Genomic DNA, 16,271 nt, shown 5'->3' with positions numbered 1-16,271 from the left:
GACCCGAGAATTTCTGGCAAGATGCGGCGCTGGAGTCTCTTTCGGCATGAGATGCTCGGGGCAAGCCCGAGCATGACGCGACCTACGCCAGTTTCTCCCCCACCATCTCCGCGATCGCCAGCGAACTCGTCAGCCCCGGGCTTTCGATGCCGAGCAGATTGACGAGGTCCGGTACGCCGTGAATCTCGGGACCGTCGATGCGGAAATCCGGCATCGGTTCGGTCGGCCCATGCAGCTTCGGCCGGATGCCGGCATAGTCGGCGACGAGCGCATCGTCCGGCAGTGCAGGCCAATAGGTCCGGATCGCAGCGTAGAACTTCTCCGCCCGCTTGGGATCGACGACGAGGTCCTGGTCGTTTTCCACCCACTCAACATCGGGGCCGAACTTGACGCGCCCGCCCATGTCGATGGTGGCGTGGATGCCGAGGCCGGCAGCTTCCGGCACCGGGTAGACAAGATGCGTGAAGGGTTGCTTGCCGGTTAGGGCGAAGTAGTTGCCCTTGGCATAGTGTTGGACCGGCACATGCTCGGCTGGAAAGCCTTCGAGCAGGCCCAGCAGCTTCGGTGCACCATGTCCCGCTGAATTGACGACGGTGCGCGCCGTATAGGTCGCCGGATCGGCGCCGCCGAAATCGACGCTGAAGCCTTCCGCCTCGCGCCGCCAGCCGGTGATCGGCGTGTTGAGCGCGAGCGAACCGCCGGCCGCCTCGCACTCGCCAAGCAGCGAGAGCATCAGCGCATGGCTGTCGACCACACCGGTCTCGGGTGAGAGCAGGGCGATCTCGCAGCGCACCTCCGGCTCCATCGCTTTCGCATCAGTGCCGGAGAGCCAGCGCAGCGAATTGACGCCGGACGCCTGCGCGCGGGCCATGATCGTCTCCAGGGCCGGCTTCTGGGCTTCGGAGGTGGCGACGATCAGCTTGCCGCAGGCCTTGTGCGGCAGGCCGCGCTCTTCCAGATAGCGGTAGAGCTTCTTGCGGCCTTCGACGCAGGCGCGCGCCTTCAGCGAGCCGGGCGGATAGTAGATCCCGGCATGGATGACCTCGGAGTTGCGCGCCGAGGTCTGGGTGCCGATGCCCTCGGCCGCTTCGGCGATGACGACCTCGCGCCCGGCGAGCGCCAGTTCGCGGGCTACCGCGAGGCCGGCGACGCCGGCCCCGATCACAAGGCAATCGATGTCGCTCATCTTCGGTCGTCAGGCCGCGCGCTGCGGCATGGCGATCTCGATCAGGCTCGTCCAGTAGTTTACGCCGACCGGGATCGCCGCGTCGTTGAACTCATAGGCCGGGTGATGCAGGCCCGCCGAGTCGCCGTTGCCGATATTGATGAAGGCACCCGGGCGCTCCTCCAGCATATAGGAGAAATCTTCCGAGCCCATGGTCGGCGGGATGTCGGTCTTGATCGCGTCGGTGCCGAAGATCTCCTTGGTCACGCTGGTGACGAAGTCGGTCTGGCCGGCATGGTTGAAGGTGACGGGATAGCCGAGATGGTATTCCAGCTCGTACTTCATGCCGAAAGCCTTCATCACGCCGTCGACGATCTCGGTGATGCGCTTCTGCGCGAGCTCGCGGATCTTCGGCGTCAGCGTGCGGACCGAGCCCTTGATCTCGGCCGTCTGCGGAATGACGTTGAAAGCCTCGCCGGCATTGAGCGCGGTCACGGAGACGACGATCGACTCGAGCGGGTCGGCATTGCGCGAGGCGACCGTCTGCAGGGCGCTGACCAGCGCGCAGGAGGCGACGATCGGGTCGTTGACGTTGTGCGGCGCCGCCGCATGTCCGCCCTTGCCTTCGATCTTGATGTGGATGCGGTCGGCGGCGGCCATGGCCGGCCCCTTTGCGATTTCGAAGCGGCCGACCGGGATGCCCGGCTTGTTGTGCATGCCGTAGACTTCCTGGATGCCGAAGCGGGTGATGAGCCCGTCATCGATCATCGCCTTGGCGCCGGCGCCGCCCTCTTCGGCGGGCTGGAAAATCAGCACGGCAGTGCCGTCGAAGTCGCGGGTCTGGGTCAGGTACTTCGCGGCGCCGAGCAGCATGGCGGTGTGCCCGTCATGGCCGCAGGCATGCATCTTGCCGGGGATGGTCGAGCGATGCTCGAGATTGGTCTCCTCATGGATCGGCAGCGCGTCCATGTCGGCGCGCATGGCGATCACCTTGCCGGAATCCTGGTTCTTGCCCTTGATGACGCCGACGACGCCGGTCTGGCCGATGCCCGTCACCACCTCGTCGACGCCCCATTCCTTCAGTTTTTCGGCCACGAGACCCGCGGTCCGGTGAACGTCGTACATCAACTCGGGGTGGCGATGGATGTCGCGGCGGATCGCGGTGATTTCGGGGGTCAGCGCCGCAATGAGGTCGGTCTTGGGCATCGTATCCTCTGAGATGCATGGGGCGACCGCGCAGAAAGCGGGTGCCGTCCGGCACGCTAGCCCAGCCCAGGCCTCCCTGTCCAAGCCGGCAGCGCGCAGGGGGCGGGCTTTGGCGGAATGGCGAGATGCCTTCTGGAAGATAATCGTCCGCCGGCAAACGGGCGGGAGCGATCTTGGTTACGGCCGCGAAATACTCCGGAAAGGCCCAAGCCATGATTTGGCCTTCCTTGACGAATAGCTCAGGCATCCTTCGCTCTGGCCATCGAGAATATCTGGCCTGATCCTTCCAAATTTCCCCTTACATGTCTGGTAGATGATGCGTCGCTTGTCGTTGCTTGCGTTTGTTTTTGGTTTCTTGCCTTCGGTCGCTCTGGCTGACATTGCTCCCGAGAAAATCTCCTTTCAGCCGCAGGTCAAAGGTCTGGGCTGTCTGAAGCCCGAGACGAAGGCGATGATCGCCGAACTCGTCGCGAAGATCGGTCCCATCCAGATCACCTCGACCTGTGGTGGCCGTCATGCGCGCAACTCGCAGCACTACAGCGGCAGGGCGGTCGACTTCCGGCCGCTGGCGGCCTCGGCGCGCAAGGCTGCGGCAGCGGCACGCTCGCTCGCCAATGTCGGCGGGGTCGGCACTTATTCGAACGGCCTCGTCCACGCCGATGTCGGCGCGCTCGAGATCTCCTGGCACGGCCACAAGCGCAGCCGCTACGCTTACGCCAGCAAGCGCAGCCGCTATGCCAGGGTCGCGCGCAACAGCAACTGATGGCGCTTTCCGGCGTCCTCAGCAGGCGGTGACGCCGAGCGCATGCCGATAGACCAGATCGTTTGGATCGGGTCTGTCGGCGAGCGTATCGCGCACCGCTCCAAGCCGTTCCGCCACCGCGATCGATGTGGCGTTGCCAAGCGCGACATAGCTCACCAAGCTGGAAAGCTTCAGCTTCCGTGTCGCCCAATCCCGCAAGGCACGGGCAGCTTCGGTGGCATAGCCATGCCCTTCATGGCCGGCATAGAGCAGCCAGCCGAGTTCCTTCTCCGGGAAGAGCGGGCCGTCATTGATGCCGACCTGCCCGATGGAGGCACCGGTCAGTCTGAGCTCGATCATCAGCGCGCCGTGCCCGAACAGCGACCAACAGGCGATGTCGTGGCAGAACATGCCCCAGGCCTGCCGCGTCGCGTAGGGGCCGCCCATTCCCGTGGAGCGAGACGACGCCAGAAACGCGGCATAGGCGGGAAAATCCGCTTCGGCCATCGGCCTCAGCGTCAGGCGCTGCGTCTGCAGCGTTGGAACGGGATGGTGGCTCATGCGCGGCTTCTAGAGCCGCGCTGCCGGCCGCGCTAGACGGCGAATTCGGTGCGCCAGCGCGCGATATCGTCCAGCGCGACGTTCGATCCGCAGAGCACGAGGCAGACGCGCTCTCCGGGGCGGAACGTTCCCTTCCGCGCCAGCGCGGCCGCGACCACGCAGGACGCAGCGGGCTCCAGCAGCACGCGGCCATTCTGGAGCACCCAGACGAGTTCGCGAACAGCTTCCGCGTCCGACACCAGGACGATTTCCTCAAGGAACTGGCGGGCCGCGGCCATGGTGCGTTCCGTCGCGAAGGGAGCGCCGAGCGTGCGCGCGATCGAGGTCGGGCGGATCGCGACCGGCTGGCCGGCGGCGAGCGCCTGGGTCATCGTGGTCGCGCCCTCGGTCTCGACGCCGTGCAGCCTTACGGCCGGATCCAAGCCCTTGAGCGCCGCGCCGACGCCGGCCGAGAGGCCACCACCGCCGATCGAGACGAAAACATGGTCGAGCCGCCCCCCGGCATCGGCGGCGAGTTCGAGGCCGAGCGTTCCATGGCCGGCGATGATCGCCGGATCGTCATAGGAATGAACATGGACCATGCCTTGCCGGGCGTAATCCTCGGCCTTGGCGAAGGCGGCGACGGAATCCTCGCAGAGCTCGACCTCGCCACCCGCCTGTTGCGTCAGCTGGATGTTGAGCGCGGGCGTCGCCTTGGGCATCAGGACGAGGGCGCGGGCCCCCATGGAGCGGGCGACGAGCGACACTGCGATGGCATGATTCCCGCCCGAGACGGTGACGACGCCGCGCTTCAATTCGGCTTCGCTCAGCCCCATCAGCTTGTTGTAGCAGCCACGGACTTTGAACGAGCCGCCGAGCTGCAGGCTCTCGACCTTCACCCAAGTCTCGACCCCGAGCCGCTCGGACAAGCCGGCGCTGTAATAGGTCGGCGTGCGGCGGACCTTGCCGGCGATGCGCCCGGCTGCGGCCTGGATATCGGCGAGGGTAACGTCGAACGGCATGGGCGCTTCTGTCCTCTCCCGGCTACGCGGTAGCCTTCCATGCCGCACGAGAGCGCGTCGGGCGCAGGGCAGTCAAGCACGAGAGGCGCGCTGCGCCTCGCCGATATCCGACAGGGGGATAAGTCAGTCCGCCGGCGGCTCGCCCGCCTTGGGGCGCGAGCGGCCGGTCGAGCGCATCGGCAGCGGCACCGCGGGCCTGTCGGTGCGGTATTGGCCGCGGGCGATGGCGCCGAACAGCAGCACCACGGCGGTCAGCGTCATCAGCCACCATGGCAGCAGTGGCGCGAAGCCGAAGACGGCGAGCGCGAAAGCGGTGGTGAAGGCAGCGACGCCGCCGGCCGCCAGCGCGCCCGGCATGCGGCCGGCGGCGCGGATGGCGAAATACAGGCAGGCGGCAGCGGCCGCAGCGCCGACGAGGCCGAGCTCGTACCAGGTCTCGAAGAGCAGGGTGGCCGGCGCGGGCTGCGGCAACATGCCCCTGAGCTGGTCGCGGACCACGGTATCGAGCCCGTGGCCGGTGATGAGCTCGATCGGCGATTGCCGGATGACATCCGCCCAGATCGACAGCATCTGCGCGAAATCGTCGGCGCTGTCCGGCAGTACGGAAACCAGTGGCGCGAGCAGGAACGGGAGGAGGGGGGCGAACAGCATCAGCCCGGCGATGATGGTTGCGATCACCTGCGCGGCCCGCTCGCGGCTGGCGGTGACCGCGCCGAAGGCAACTGCGCCGAAGAGCATCGCGACCGTTTCGCCGTCATCGAACCGCGTCAGCGCCAGCAGCGCCACGACGAGGGCGAGGCCGAGCGCGCTCATCCCGCGTTCGCGCGACAGCAGCCAGGCGAGAGCCGGCCAGGCGGTGATCAGGATGATCGAGACGCCGCGCTCGACGGCGCCTGGCGGCGTCTCCGCGTGCCGCAGCGCCGCGATGATGATCAGCCCGAGCGCGAACATGCCGGCGCTGCCGGTGCCCAGGGGAGAAAGGTTGAGATTCGAGGAGCGCATCCGTTCCGGAAGCGCCGACAACCCGGTGAAGCCGAGCACGACGGCGAGCATCAGATTGCCGGCTTTTTCGGCGGCCGAGGTGGGGAAGGGGCTCCATACCAGCGAGAGCAGCGCCCAGGCCACGAGGCCGAGCAGGATCAGTCCCGGTCGGCTGAAAACGGCTCCCTTGAGGGAGCCGACGAATTTGGCGGGCTCCTCGATCAGCATCGCGATGATCAGCAATGCGATGCCGATCGGCACGAGGACGACGGCGGCGCGGCGCGAGACCAGCGCGGCCAGAGGCAGGACGAGCGCGAGCGTGCCGAAGCCGATGCGCCGCAGCAGCAGCGCGGCATCGGTGGCCGGGTCGAGCGGAGCTTGAGCGTTGTTGCGGATCATGCGTTCCGGCGGGGTGATAGGCGGCAGCTCGCCCGGTTGCCCGAAACGAACCGATGCCACCCTAGCGAGAGTGCGGGCGCGCGACTGTAGGTGCGGCGCAACACTGCGCCGGCATCTCTCACGCGGGGAATGAACCCGCGGCGCCGGTGCCTCTGGCGCCTGGGGAGCGTTCGTGAGAGGAATCCGGCATGACCATGCTGGCTGCCATCCCCTATACGAGCGGTTTCCCGATCGACGCCTTCATGCAGGACGTGGCGACGCAGTTGAAGCGGCGCGGCCTGCGGCTTGGCGGGGTGGTTCAGCACAATGACGCAGCCTGCGACGATCGCTGCATGGCGATGTCGCTGGAGGATCTCGGCAGCGGCCATCGCTTTCCGATCAGCCAGGATCTCGGCGCGGGTGCCGCCGGCTGCCATCTCGATGCCGCCGGGCTCGCCGCAGCTGCAGCGGTTTTCGCCGGCGCATTGGCAGAGCGCGTCGATCTCGTCATGGTCAACAAGTTCGGCAAGCAGGAAGCGCTCGGCGAAGGGTTGCGCCATGAGATCGCCAATGCCGTGATGGCGGGCCTGCCCGTGTTGCTCGCGGTGCGCCGCGACTTCCTGCCGGCATGGCGCGATTTCGCCGGAGACGACTGGGTCGAACTGGCTGCGGATATGGCGGCGGTCGAACGATGGCTCGGCGATGCGATCCGGCTTGCGGCCTGACGCTGCCCTGACACAGATCCGAGGCGTGTCGGCATGACGACCCCGATGCTGCCTTCCACGTTCGGCCTCGTTCTCGCAGGCGGTCTCGCACGTCGGATGGGCGGAGGTGACAAACCGCTCGAACTGCTCGCCGGCAGGCCGATCCTTGCCCATGTGATCGAACGGCTTCGCGGGCAATGCGATGGCCTCGTCCTCAACGCCAATGGCGACCCGGCGCGCTTCGCGGCCTTCGGCATGCCGGTGGTCGCTGATACCGTGCCGGGCTTCGCCGGTCCCCTTGCGGGTATCCTCGCCGGCCTCGACTGGCTGGCCGAGCATCGGCCGGAAATGGAATGGCTGCTGAGCGTCGCGGCCGATACGCCTTTCATCCCGAACGATCTCGCCCGGCGCCTGCATGAAGCCCGGATCGCGGCCCAAGTCCCGCTGGCCTGCGCCGCCTCGGCCGGGCAGGCGCATCACGCCATCGGCCTCTGGCCGGTCCGGCTGCGGGAGGATTTGCGGCAGGCGCTCGCGGCCGGTGAGCGGAAAATCAGCCGCTGGACGCAGGAGCACGGCGTTGCCGTCGCGGAATGGGCTGCGGGACCCCTCGATCCGTTCTTCAACGTCAACACGCCGGGCGACCTGCGCGAGGCGGGGCGGCTCGCACGATTGCTGAGCTAGCCATCGCGGCGGCGGTCAGCGTTCCAGCAGCGCCTTCAGCGCCGCGAGATCCCGCGCGATCATGCCCGCATCGGCGGCCATTTCGTCGTCGGACATGCCGTCACGCTGGAACAGCGTGAAGACGATCTCGGCACCGTCGCCATTCGCTACCACCCGCATCGGATTGTGCATGGCCGGGCCGTGCTCGGGGACCACCGCATGGTCGAGCACACCGTGGCGGTTCGGCTCGCTGAACAGGATGCGCATCGGCCCCATCGGGGTTTCGGCGCGCCAGGTCATGCCCTCGACATGCACGAAGCTGTGGCCGAGACCCTCCGCCCATTGTGGGAAATTCTCCGGCTCGGCCAGGAAGGCATAGACCTCCTCCACCGGCCGATCGACGCCGATGCCGATATGCCGGGCGCGCTGGATCGCCATCCCCGTTACTCCTTCATCCAGAACAAAAGAAGAACAAAACGAACGCGCTGTCAAGCGTCGGGCGGGAAGCGCCTTGCTTGAATCGCTATCACTCGATGACGATGCGCGGCGCTGCTCTCATGGCCCCCCCGAGGCCGGCTTGGACCTGCCGTGCCAGCGCAACATAGGCTTTGGCATGGGGGCTCTGCGGATCGCTGGCGACGATCGGGCGGCCTCCGTCCGAGGTCTCGCGGATCGGCATGGCGAGCGGAATCTCGCCGAGGAAGGGGATGTGCAGCCGCTCGGCTTCGTGCCGCGCGCCGCCATGGGCGAAGATGTCGGACTGGTGTCCGCATTCCGGGCAGATGAAATAGCTCATGTTCTCGACGAGGCCGAGGATCGGCACCGCGACCTTCCTGAACATGGCGACGCCGCGGCGCGCATCGAGCAAGGCGAGATCCTGCGGCGTCGAGACGATGACGGCGCCGGCCAGCGGCACCTGCTGCGCCATGGTGAGCTGGGCATCGCCGGTGCCGGGCGGCATGTCGACGACGAGCACGTCGAGCTCGCCCCAGGCGACCTCGCGCAGCATCTGGGTGATCGCCGAGATCACCATCGGCCCGCGCCAGATCATCGGCGTCTCCTCGTCGACGAGGAAGCCGATCGACATCACCTTCAGCCCATAGGCATCCATCGGCGCGAGGGTACGCCCGGAGACGATCTGCGGCTTGCCGGTGATGCCGAAGATCTTCGGCATGGACGGGCCGTAGATATCGGAATCGAGCACGCCGACCTTGAGGCCGAGCGTCGAGAGCGCCACGGCGAGATTGGCCGCGGTGGTCGACTTGCCGACGCCGCCCTTGCCGCTGGCAACCGCGATGATCTGCTTCACCCCCGGCACGCCGGCCGGCTTCGGTGCGCCGCCGGGGCCGGGCCGCTGCGCCTGCTGGCGCGCCTGCATTCCGGCCGATGGAGGCGCCTTGTCGGCGGTCAGCCCGACGAGCACCTGGGTGACGCCCGGCAGGCCGCTGACGGCGCTTTCTGCGGCCTTGCGGACCGGCTCCATCGCGCTGGCCTCGGTCGGGTCGATGCCGATCGCGAAGATCACCTTGCCGCCGTCGACGAGGATATCGCCGATGCGGCCGGATGCGGCGAGCGATTGCCCGCTTGCCGGCAGCTTCACCAGTTCGAGTGCCCGCAGGACATCGGCTTGGGAGACGGTCACGTCGTTGAACTCCGTTCGCTGGCGCGGCGCTAGGCCGCCTTGCGGATATGGAAGACGATGGCGCCGTCCGCATCCCCCTGCCGCTCGATGACATCGCCGGTTTCGCGCGCGAGGTTGGGCAGGTCGATCGCCGCCATCGGGTCGGTGCAATGCACGACGAGCAGGGCGCCGGCCTGCGCCGTGCTCAGGGCCTTGCGCACCCGCAACACCGGAAGCGGGCATTTCAGGCCACGCAGATCGAGCGGAATGGTGTCCATGGTCTCGCGCCCACTGGGCCGTTGTCGTCGCCGCTTCATAGGACGGCTGTTCGGGTGGGAGCAACCACGCGCCATGCCGCATGCTTGACCGGCCTCGTTTGGGCGAGGATGAAGGTGCAACGGACCCAAGCGCGCCGGGGTGGCGATACGGGCGCAGCTCCGGAAAGGACGAGTGCCGTGACGGGTAGGCGGGGCGGACCAGGAGGGGATATCGGATTGATCTCCCTCGACGAGGCGGGAGGCCGCGCGGCTGCCTGCGCCGAGCCGGTGCCGGGCGTGCTCGAGCTGCCGCTCGTCGAGGCGGATGGGCGTGTGCTGGCGGAAGCCGTGGTCGCGCCGATCGATTTGCCGCCCTTCGCGAATTCCGCGGTCGACGGCTATGCCGTCCGCCATGCCGACCTCCTGCAGGGTGCCGAGACCCGCCTGCCGCTCCTCGGCCGAACGGCGGCTGGCGATCCGGCCGGCACCCTCGGATGCGGCGCTTGGCGCGTCTTCACCGGCGCTCCTGTGCCCGATGGTGCCGACTTGGTCGTGATGCAGGAGGATGTCTCGCTGAGTGGCGACGAGGTGATCCTGCCGTCCCGATCGAAGCGCGGCGCCAATCTGCGCAGGGCGGGGGAGGATGTCGTCCGGGGGCAGGAGGTTCTTCCGGCAGGCCGGCGCCTGCGGCCCCGGGATCTCGGGTTGCTCGCCGCTTTGGGTTTGGAACGGGTGCGGGTCAGACATCGCCCGCGCGTCGCGCTGTTCTCGACGGGCGACGAGCTGACCGAGCCAGGGCAGCGCTTGAGACCGGCGGCGATCTACGACGCCAACCGGGCGATGCTGCGTGCCCTGTTGGCGCGGGCGGGCGCCGATGTCGTCGATCTCGGCATTCTGCGTGATGAGCCCGCTGAGCTGGAGCGGCACCTGCGCGCGGCCGCCGGCGCCTGCGATCTGGTCGTCACTTCGGGCGGCGTCTCCGTCGGGGAGGCCGATCATGTCAAGGCTGCCCTGTCGGCCTGCGGTTCGCTCGACCTCTGGCGCGTCGCGATCAAGCCGGGCAAGCCGATCGCCATCGGCGAGGCGGCCGGCACGCCCTTCATCGGCCTGCCGGGCAATCCGGTCGCGGTTTTCGTCGGGTTTGTGTTCGTTGCTCGGCCGCTGCTGGCGCGCCTTGCCGGCACGGTGGACGAAGCGCCGATCGTCTTTCCCGTCACGGCCGGCTTCGAGCATCGGAAAAAGCCTGGGCGCCGGGAGTTCCTGCGCGCCTGGCTGGAAAGGCGCGACGATGGCGCCGTGATCGCGCGCAGGCATCCCGGCGAGGGGGCCGGCTCTCTCGCCTCGCTCGCGCAATCCGATGGGCTGGTCGTGCTGGCGGAGCAACTCGAGCAGCTGGAGGAGGGCAGCAGCGTGCCCTTCCTGCCTTATGTCGGTTTGCTGGGTTGAGCCCGCCGGGTCGTCTTAATCGCGCCGGAAGATGACGCTTGCGCTCCAACCGAGGAAGAGCGCCAGCAGCACGGTCGCTAGGCCGTACAGCAAAGACCAGTCATAGGCCGCGGAAGCGAGCCGCTGCTCGATGCCGGTCTTGATCACCTCGAAATTCGTCTGCTGGCGCGCCAGTGGGACGCCGCCGGAATAGAGAACGATGTCGACGGTATAGGAGCCGGTCGGCGCGGTGGCGGCGATGTCGATCGGCGCGCTGAACAGGCTGTTCGACAGGAAGGTGACGCCGCGCTCGTCATAGCCGTACAGGTCCTTGCTCTGCATGATCCTGACCAGACTTTCGCGGAAGCGGATCGAGCCGGGGTCGAGGTCGACCCAATTCCCCTGTGGCAGCTCGGCATTGGCGAGGCCGATGCGCCCGCGCCGCGCCGTTTCGGGGCTCATCATGGCCGAGATTGGCCGGTTGCTGGCGACGTGCAGGAAGACCGGATTGTCCGGGAAGCGGCGCTGCGACCGGTTGATCCAGATCGGGCCGAGGCGCTCCTTCTCGCGCACCAGCAGCATGCGCCTGGGGCCGCGGACGGTGACGATGATGTCGTAGGGATCGCCGCGCGCCACCGTGCGCCCGTCGCGCTCGACCAGGCCGAAGACCGTCAGTTGGCTGCCGGTGTAGTTCGAGGTGATCTGGATCTGGTGGCTCGACATCGCCGCGATCAGGGTCTCGGCCTGGGCCTTCGACGCGGCGAAGCCGGCGGAGAACGCCGCGAGGAGGGCGAGGAACCGCATCATCGCGCGCTCTCCGGCACGACCACCGAGAAGCGTTCGGTCGGCGGAATGAAGAGCTCGATGGCGAAGCGCAGGCCGACCGAGAGGATCAGCAGCGCCAACAGCAGCCGGAACGATTCGACGTTGAGGTTGCGCGCCGCCCGGCCGCCGAACTGCGCGCCGATGACGCCGCCGACCAGCAGCAGCGTGGCGAGGATGAGATCGACCGACTGGTTGGTGACCGCGTGCAGCACGGTCGCGCCTGTCATGGTCACCAGGATCTGGAAGAGCGAGGTGCCGACCACCACGGCCGGCGGAATCCGGAAGAAGTAGATCAGCCCCGGCACCAGGATGAAGCCGCCGCCGACGCCGAGCACGGCGCCGATGAAGCCGATGACGATGGCGAGCAGCGCGATCGGCAGCACGCTGCAATAGAGCCCCGAACGATAGAAGCGCTGGCGGAAGGGCAAGCCCATCCACCATGGATGCATGCCGCCGCGCCGCTTCAGCCGCGCGGGCTTGCCGGCGCGCACGCGCAGCATGGCGCGCAGGGCGTCGTAGAGCATCAGCCCGCCGATGATCGAGAACAGCGTGACATAGGAGAGCGTGATGACGAGCTCGAGCTGGCCGAGCCGGCGCATCGTGTTGAAGAACAGGACGCCGAGCACCGTGCCGACGATGCCGCCGCTGACGAGGACGCCGCCAAGCTTGAGATCGAGCGCCCTGCGCCGGAAATAGGTCAGCACGCCGGTCATCGAGGAGCCGGCGACCTGCGCCGCCACGGTCGCGACCGCCACCGCCGGCGGGATGTCGAGAAAGATCAGCAAAGGGGTGAGCAGGAAGCCACCGCCGACGCCGAACAGGCCGGAGATGAAGCCGACCGCGCCGCTCAGGCCGAGCACCATCAGCACGCTGATCGGAAGCTCGGCGATCGGCAGGTAAATCTGCACTACTACCCCTCGCAAGGCGGGTGCATGGCCTTTGCCTGCACCGATTTGTCCCAGACTGAACCGTCCAGGTTAAAAGTTGTTGCTGAAATGGAAGACGGGCCGCTATCGGCCCGTCGTAAAAGATTATCGTTTTCCTTGCCGCGTCAACACGTCGAAAGGATGACGCTGCCGCGTTGGACTCAGCTGCGCGCCGGCTTGGCCGGCTTGGCCGCCGCCGCCGCGGTAGGACCGGCGTCCCAGCCCTTGGCCGGCGGAGCCACCTCGTTGGCGATCGTATCCAGCGTCTTGGGCTTCCAGTTCGCGGCGGTCGTCCTGGCGGCAGCGAGCTCGTCCGGCTTCAGGCGCTGGGCAACCTCGTCGCGCTTGCGGGCGGCGTCCTCGTCGCCCTGATTGGCGGCGACCGAGAACCAGACGAAGGACTGGGCGAGGTCGGTCGGCGCTCCGAGGCCGCGGCCGAGCAGAACCGCGAGGTTGTATTGACTGTCGCGCACGCCGAGTTCGGCCGCGCGGCGGAACCATTCCGTCGCGGCGGCATAGTCCGGCTTGCCGGAGACGCCCTCGGCATGCAGCACGGCGAGGTTGTGCATCGCCTTGGCGTTGCCGCGCTCGGCGGCGCGCTGGTACCAGATCCGGGCCAGCGAGAGATCGCGCTGCGTGCCGATGCCCTTCTCGAACATGTTGCCGACGCGGAACTGGGCGGGGGCGAGCCCCGCGACGGCGGCGCGCTCGAACAGGCGCAGCGCCAGCTTGGCGTCGCGCTGCGCGGCGGGGCCGTCGGCAGCTTTGCTCGCCAGCTCGAAGACGGCGCGGGCATCGCCGTCGAAGGCGGCCTTGCGCAGCCCGGCGCTGCCGAAGCCGGCCGGCAGATCGCCAACCCCGGTGACGCTCTGAACGGATTCGGGCGTGACGGTCGCGGAGGCTTCCGTCTGTGCCGCGGCCGGCGCCGGTGTCACGAGGGGCGGCGGGACGGCGGCTGGTTGATCCGGCACGGCCTGGCCCGGAATCAGGTTGGCCGGCGCTGCCAGCGGTGCAGGCGAGAGCGCCGAGGACTGGTCCTTGGCAGGCGGAAGGTCCTTGGCCGGAGCGGGGTCCTTGGCCGGAGTCTGCACGCCCTCCGGCGAGGCTTCCGGCTGGGCGATCAGGCTACGCGCCGCGGTGCTCGCTGTCTTGGTGCCGTCGCCACGCATCACGCCGGTGACGACATGGGCCGTGCCCATCGCCAGGATCAGCGCGGCGAGGCCGAGCAGCAGCGGGCGCTTGCGCTTCTCCAGGATCTCCTTGAGCTTGCCGGAGCTCTTCGCTGCGGGTTCGGAGGCGGCTGCGGGAGCGCTGGCGGCGGCTTCGCTGGCGGCCTTGGCCGAGCGCCGGGCGGCAGCGATCAGGCTCTGCCGCACCGATTGGGCGTCCTGTCCGCTGCTGGCGGCGCTTTCGGGTCGCGGGCGACCCGAACCCGGCTCGAGCGGCAAGTCGAAGGCCGCGCCCGGCAGTGCGGGGCCGGCTTCGCCCAGAGCCGGCGCGGCCGAGGCGCCGAAGCGATCCTGCGCCGCCGCGCTGACTGCGGGGCCGGCATGGTCGCGGGCCCCGAATGCGGGCCCGCGGACCGCAGGCGTTTCGCTGCGGGCGGCAGGGGCCTGGAGCGGCGGCGCATTCCGGCGCTCGCCCTGCAGCTCGGTTTCGAGGCCGGCGAGCCGCGCCATGATCGCCTCGAGCGACAGATGGACGGCGCCCAGCGCGTCCTGGGTCTGGCGCTCCGACGAGACATGGGTGTCGCGCATGCCGGTGACGAGGCTCGACAGCTCGGCAATGCTCTTGCCCGGCGCCGAGGTGCTGGCCGCCTGGACGAGGGCCGCGCGTTCGGCCGCCGTTTCCTCGCGCATCGAGCGCAGATGGACGACCAGATCCTGCAGCGTGCGCTCGATGCCGTTCTCGGCCGAGCGGGTCGCCGCCGCCTCGTCCAGCCGGGAGGCGATGCCCGAAATCTGCTGTTCCAGCGCTTCGAAGGACTCCGCACCGGCGCCGGGGGCTCCGGCCTCGTCGATCTTGTCGGCGAGATGGCGCAGCATCTGTTCGATCGGGCTCAGATCGACCGGCGCGGCGGACTCGGCGGCCCCGACCATGCGGGAGAGCTGGCTCGACGCGGCCAGGCTCTCGATCCGGCCGGCCAGCGCTTCGATCTGGCGGGTGACGGCAGACGGGCCCTGCTCCGCGAGCAGCTCGATGCGGTGCTGCAGCGCGTCGATGCGGTTGTCGAGATGGTCGCCATGGCGCTGCGCGGTGACATCGTCGAATTTGCGCGACAGCAGGTCGATCTGGCTTGCGAGCGAAGTCAGGGGAGCGGTGTCGAAATCCTGCGGGCGGCTGGTCAGGACCGCGCTGCGAACGTCCTCGATCGCGGCCGAGAGATTGCGCATCTCCCGCAGGTCCGGCTGGGTTTCGCGCAGCCGGCCGATCTCGAAGCCCAGCGAAGCGACCTGCTGGGAGAGATCGTCGAGCCGATGATCCTGCCCGCCGGACGGCATGAGGCTGCGCAACTCGGCAATGTCGCGCAGGACGGGATCGAGATTGGTCGTCTCGCTCCCGCGCGCCGCCAGCGCGTCGACCTTGGCGGCCAGATGCGCGATCTCATGCTGGAAGCGCTGGTAGCTGTCGCCGGCCCGATCCTGCGATAGCCGGGAAACCTCGGCCTCGATTCGTGTCAACGGCTTGAGCAGCGGCTCGAACTGGTCGCGCCGGTCGAAGCGGTCGAGGCGCTCGGCCAGGGCGGCGATCTTGCTCTCGATCGCGCTGGTGTCAGGCTGGCGTGGCTGCGGCGCTGCAGGGCGCTGCCCAGCGCGCCGGCCCTCCGAAGACAGCCGCGAGCCAAGCTCGCGCAGATCCTCGCGCAGTGCGGAAATGCGTTCCGGCGTGACGTTGGCCGCCCGCGAAGGCGAAGGAATGATCTCTTCGTTGTCGAGAACGCGCTGGCGCGTGCGGATGTCAGTGACGGCCGCCTCGAGTCCGTCGCGGCTGAAGGCGAGGCGTGGCGACGGTTCCGTCCGGCTCTGGGCCTCTTGGCTGCGGCGCTCGATCTCGGCAATGCGCTCGCCCATCGTCTTGATCGCTTCTGCGATAACGTTGGTCGCGCGCTCCTGCCGCTCGGCGGCTCCGCGCTCGCTCGACGACAGACGATCCTCGGTCTTCTCGATCCAGCGCGTGATCGAGTCGAGAGCACCGGCGGTCCGGCTGCTGGCTTCGCGCGTCATGCGCTCGATGTTCGCGGCCTGGCCGATGAAGGCGTTGAGTTCCGAGCGCGACGGCGCCGGGTCGACCTTGCGGGGCGCCGTGTCCGTCTGCGCGAGCGAGAGACGTGCCAGCCGCTCGGACAAGGCTGCGATGTCGAGCTGTTCGGGCATCGCGTCAGCCGGCGCGGGGGCTTCGCTCTCGTCGCGGATCTTGTGGTCGAGCCATTCGCCAAGCGTCATGCCGGCGCGGCGAGCTGCCGCCTTTGCCGCGTCGCGCGTCCGGGGATCGACGCCCTTGACGCTCCAGGGCAAGCTGGTGGCCATGTTCTCGCTCGCCTACGGGGCCCTGCCTCCCGGTGGGCGCGGCCCCCTGATGCCGCCACCCCCGCGCGAACCTTGGCAGTCGTGAAAACAACGTTGACGACGCCGATACGCGTTCCCGACATTTGGCCGGCATGGTAAACAGCGGGTTAAGAAACGGCTTCGAGACCGTTAATTTTTTCCGAATGGCGCGTGGGAGGCTTTTGCCGGCGCTGATGTAACGGTAACTTACCCCGCAAACGGACGTATTACCTGACGCAACGATAGCGCCTTCCCTATGAGGAGGTATCCCGAT

General features: G+C 68.3%; 15 protein-coding genes. 4 read left to right on the top strand and 11 right to left on the bottom strand.

Annotated elements, in window-relative coordinates:
- Positions 1 to 82 precede the first annotated feature (82 nt).
- Together AC1DDA_RS05965 and AC1DDA_RS05960 are read right to left on the bottom strand one after the other, a co-directional pair.
- The gene (locus tag AC1DDA_RS05965) at positions 83 to 1,186 is read right to left on the bottom strand and encodes an NAD(P)/FAD-dependent oxidoreductase (protein ID WP_476795016.1); all 1,104 of its coding nucleotides are present in this window, start codon (positions 1,184 to 1,186) and stop codon (positions 83 to 85) included.
- 9 nt (positions 1,187 to 1,195) lie between these two features.
- Positions 1,196 to 2,371 (bottom strand): M20 aminoacylase family protein, encoded by a 1,176-nt coding sequence (locus tag AC1DDA_RS05960; RefSeq protein WP_476795015.1) that lies wholly within the window; start codon positions 2,369 to 2,371, stop codon positions 1,196 to 1,198.
- Positions 2,372 to 2,822: 451 nt separating this feature from the next.
- On the opposite strand from AC1DDA_RS05960, the gene AC1DDA_RS05955 reads away from it, so the two are divergent.
- Positions 2,823 to 3,134, top strand: coding sequence for a peptidoglycan L,D-endopeptidase MepK (locus tag AC1DDA_RS05955; RefSeq protein ID WP_441510827.1), 312 nt, complete (start codon positions 2,823 to 2,825; stop codon positions 3,132 to 3,134).
- 18 nt (positions 3,135 to 3,152) lie between these two features.
- Here the strand turns inward: AC1DDA_RS05955 and AC1DDA_RS05950 are convergent, their stop codons facing one another.
- From AC1DDA_RS05950 to AC1DDA_RS05940, 3 genes are all read right to left on the bottom strand, one after another.
- Positions 3,153 to 3,674: a GNAT family N-acetyltransferase gene (locus tag AC1DDA_RS05950; protein WP_476795014.1), complete on the bottom strand. Its 522-nt coding sequence runs from the start codon at positions 3,672 to 3,674 to the stop codon at positions 3,153 to 3,155.
- Between the two features lie 32 nt (positions 3,675 to 3,706).
- Entirely contained in the window at positions 3,707 to 4,675 is a 969-nt protein-coding gene (locus AC1DDA_RS05945) for a threonine ammonia-lyase (RefSeq protein WP_476795013.1), read from the bottom strand.
- Between the two features lie 123 nt (positions 4,676 to 4,798).
- Positions 4,799 to 6,055 carry a peptide ABC transporter permease gene (locus AC1DDA_RS05940; protein ID WP_441510829.1) on the bottom strand — a complete coding sequence of 419 codons (1,257 nt, stop codon included), beginning with the start codon at positions 6,053 to 6,055 and terminating at the stop codon, positions 4,799 to 4,801.
- A gap of 188 nt (positions 6,056 to 6,243) precedes the next feature.
- Here AC1DDA_RS05940 and AC1DDA_RS05935 point away from each other — a divergent pair, with 188 nt between their 5' ends.
- Positions 6,244 to 6,759 (top strand): DUF2478 domain-containing protein, encoded by a 516-nt coding sequence (locus AC1DDA_RS05935; RefSeq protein WP_476795012.1) that lies wholly within the window; start codon positions 6,244 to 6,246, stop codon positions 6,757 to 6,759.
- 33 nt (positions 6,760 to 6,792) lie between these two features.
- Positions 6,793 to 7,419 carry a molybdenum cofactor guanylyltransferase MobA gene (gene mobA, locus AC1DDA_RS05930; protein WP_476795011.1) on the top strand — a complete coding sequence of 209 codons (627 nt, stop codon included), beginning with the start codon at positions 6,793 to 6,795 and terminating at the stop codon, positions 7,417 to 7,419.
- A gap of 15 nt (positions 7,420 to 7,434) precedes the next feature.
- Here the strand turns inward: mobA and AC1DDA_RS05925 are convergent, their stop codons facing one another.
- The 3 genes from AC1DDA_RS05925 to AC1DDA_RS05915 form a co-directional block, all read right to left on the bottom strand.
- On the bottom strand, positions 7,435 to 7,836 hold the full coding sequence (locus AC1DDA_RS05925; protein ID WP_476795010.1) for an SRPBCC family protein: 402 nt from the start codon (positions 7,834 to 7,836) through the stop codon (positions 7,435 to 7,437).
- An 88-nt stretch (positions 7,837 to 7,924) separates the two neighbouring features.
- A complete protein-coding gene (locus tag AC1DDA_RS05920; RefSeq protein ID WP_476795009.1) occupies positions 7,925 to 9,040 on the bottom strand; it encodes an Mrp/NBP35 family ATP-binding protein in 1,116 nt (371 codons plus the stop codon).
- Between the two features lie 29 nt (positions 9,041 to 9,069).
- Positions 9,070 to 9,297 carry a sulfurtransferase TusA family protein gene (locus AC1DDA_RS05915; protein ID WP_441510834.1) on the bottom strand — a complete coding sequence of 76 codons (228 nt, stop codon included), beginning with the start codon at positions 9,295 to 9,297 and terminating at the stop codon, positions 9,070 to 9,072.
- A gap of 216 nt (positions 9,298 to 9,513) precedes the next feature.
- On the opposite strand from AC1DDA_RS05915, the gene AC1DDA_RS05910 reads away from it, so the two are divergent.
- Entirely contained in the window at positions 9,514 to 10,722 is a 1,209-nt protein-coding gene (locus tag AC1DDA_RS05910; protein WP_476795008.1) for a molybdopterin molybdotransferase MoeA, read from the top strand.
- Between the two features lie 15 nt (positions 10,723 to 10,737).
- Here AC1DDA_RS05910 and AC1DDA_RS05905 read toward each other — a convergent pair whose 3' ends face one another.
- The 3 genes from AC1DDA_RS05905 to AC1DDA_RS05895 form a co-directional block, all read right to left on the bottom strand.
- Positions 10,738 to 11,508, bottom strand: a complete 771-nt coding sequence (locus AC1DDA_RS05905) for a TIGR02186 family protein (protein ID WP_441510835.1) — start codon at positions 11,506 to 11,508, stop codon at positions 10,738 to 10,740.
- Positions 11,505 to 12,434 carry a sulfite exporter TauE/SafE family protein gene (locus AC1DDA_RS05900; protein ID WP_441510836.1) on the bottom strand — a complete coding sequence of 310 codons (930 nt, stop codon included), beginning with the start codon at positions 12,432 to 12,434 and terminating at the stop codon, positions 11,505 to 11,507. Before AC1DDA_RS05900 ends, AC1DDA_RS05905 begins: the two co-directional genes overlap by 4 nt.
- A 179-nt stretch (positions 12,435 to 12,613) precedes the next feature.
- Positions 12,614 to 15,979 carry a hypothetical protein gene (locus tag AC1DDA_RS05895; protein WP_476795007.1) on the bottom strand — a complete coding sequence of 1,122 codons (3,366 nt, stop codon included), beginning with the start codon at positions 15,977 to 15,979 and terminating at the stop codon, positions 12,614 to 12,616.
- Positions 15,980 to 16,271: the final 292 nt, after the last annotated feature.

The organism is Allobosea sp. 10N428, assembly GCF_056394545.1.
The sequence above is the reverse complement of the archived record's forward strand: the minus strand, read 5'-3'. Positions and strand labels throughout refer to the sequence as shown.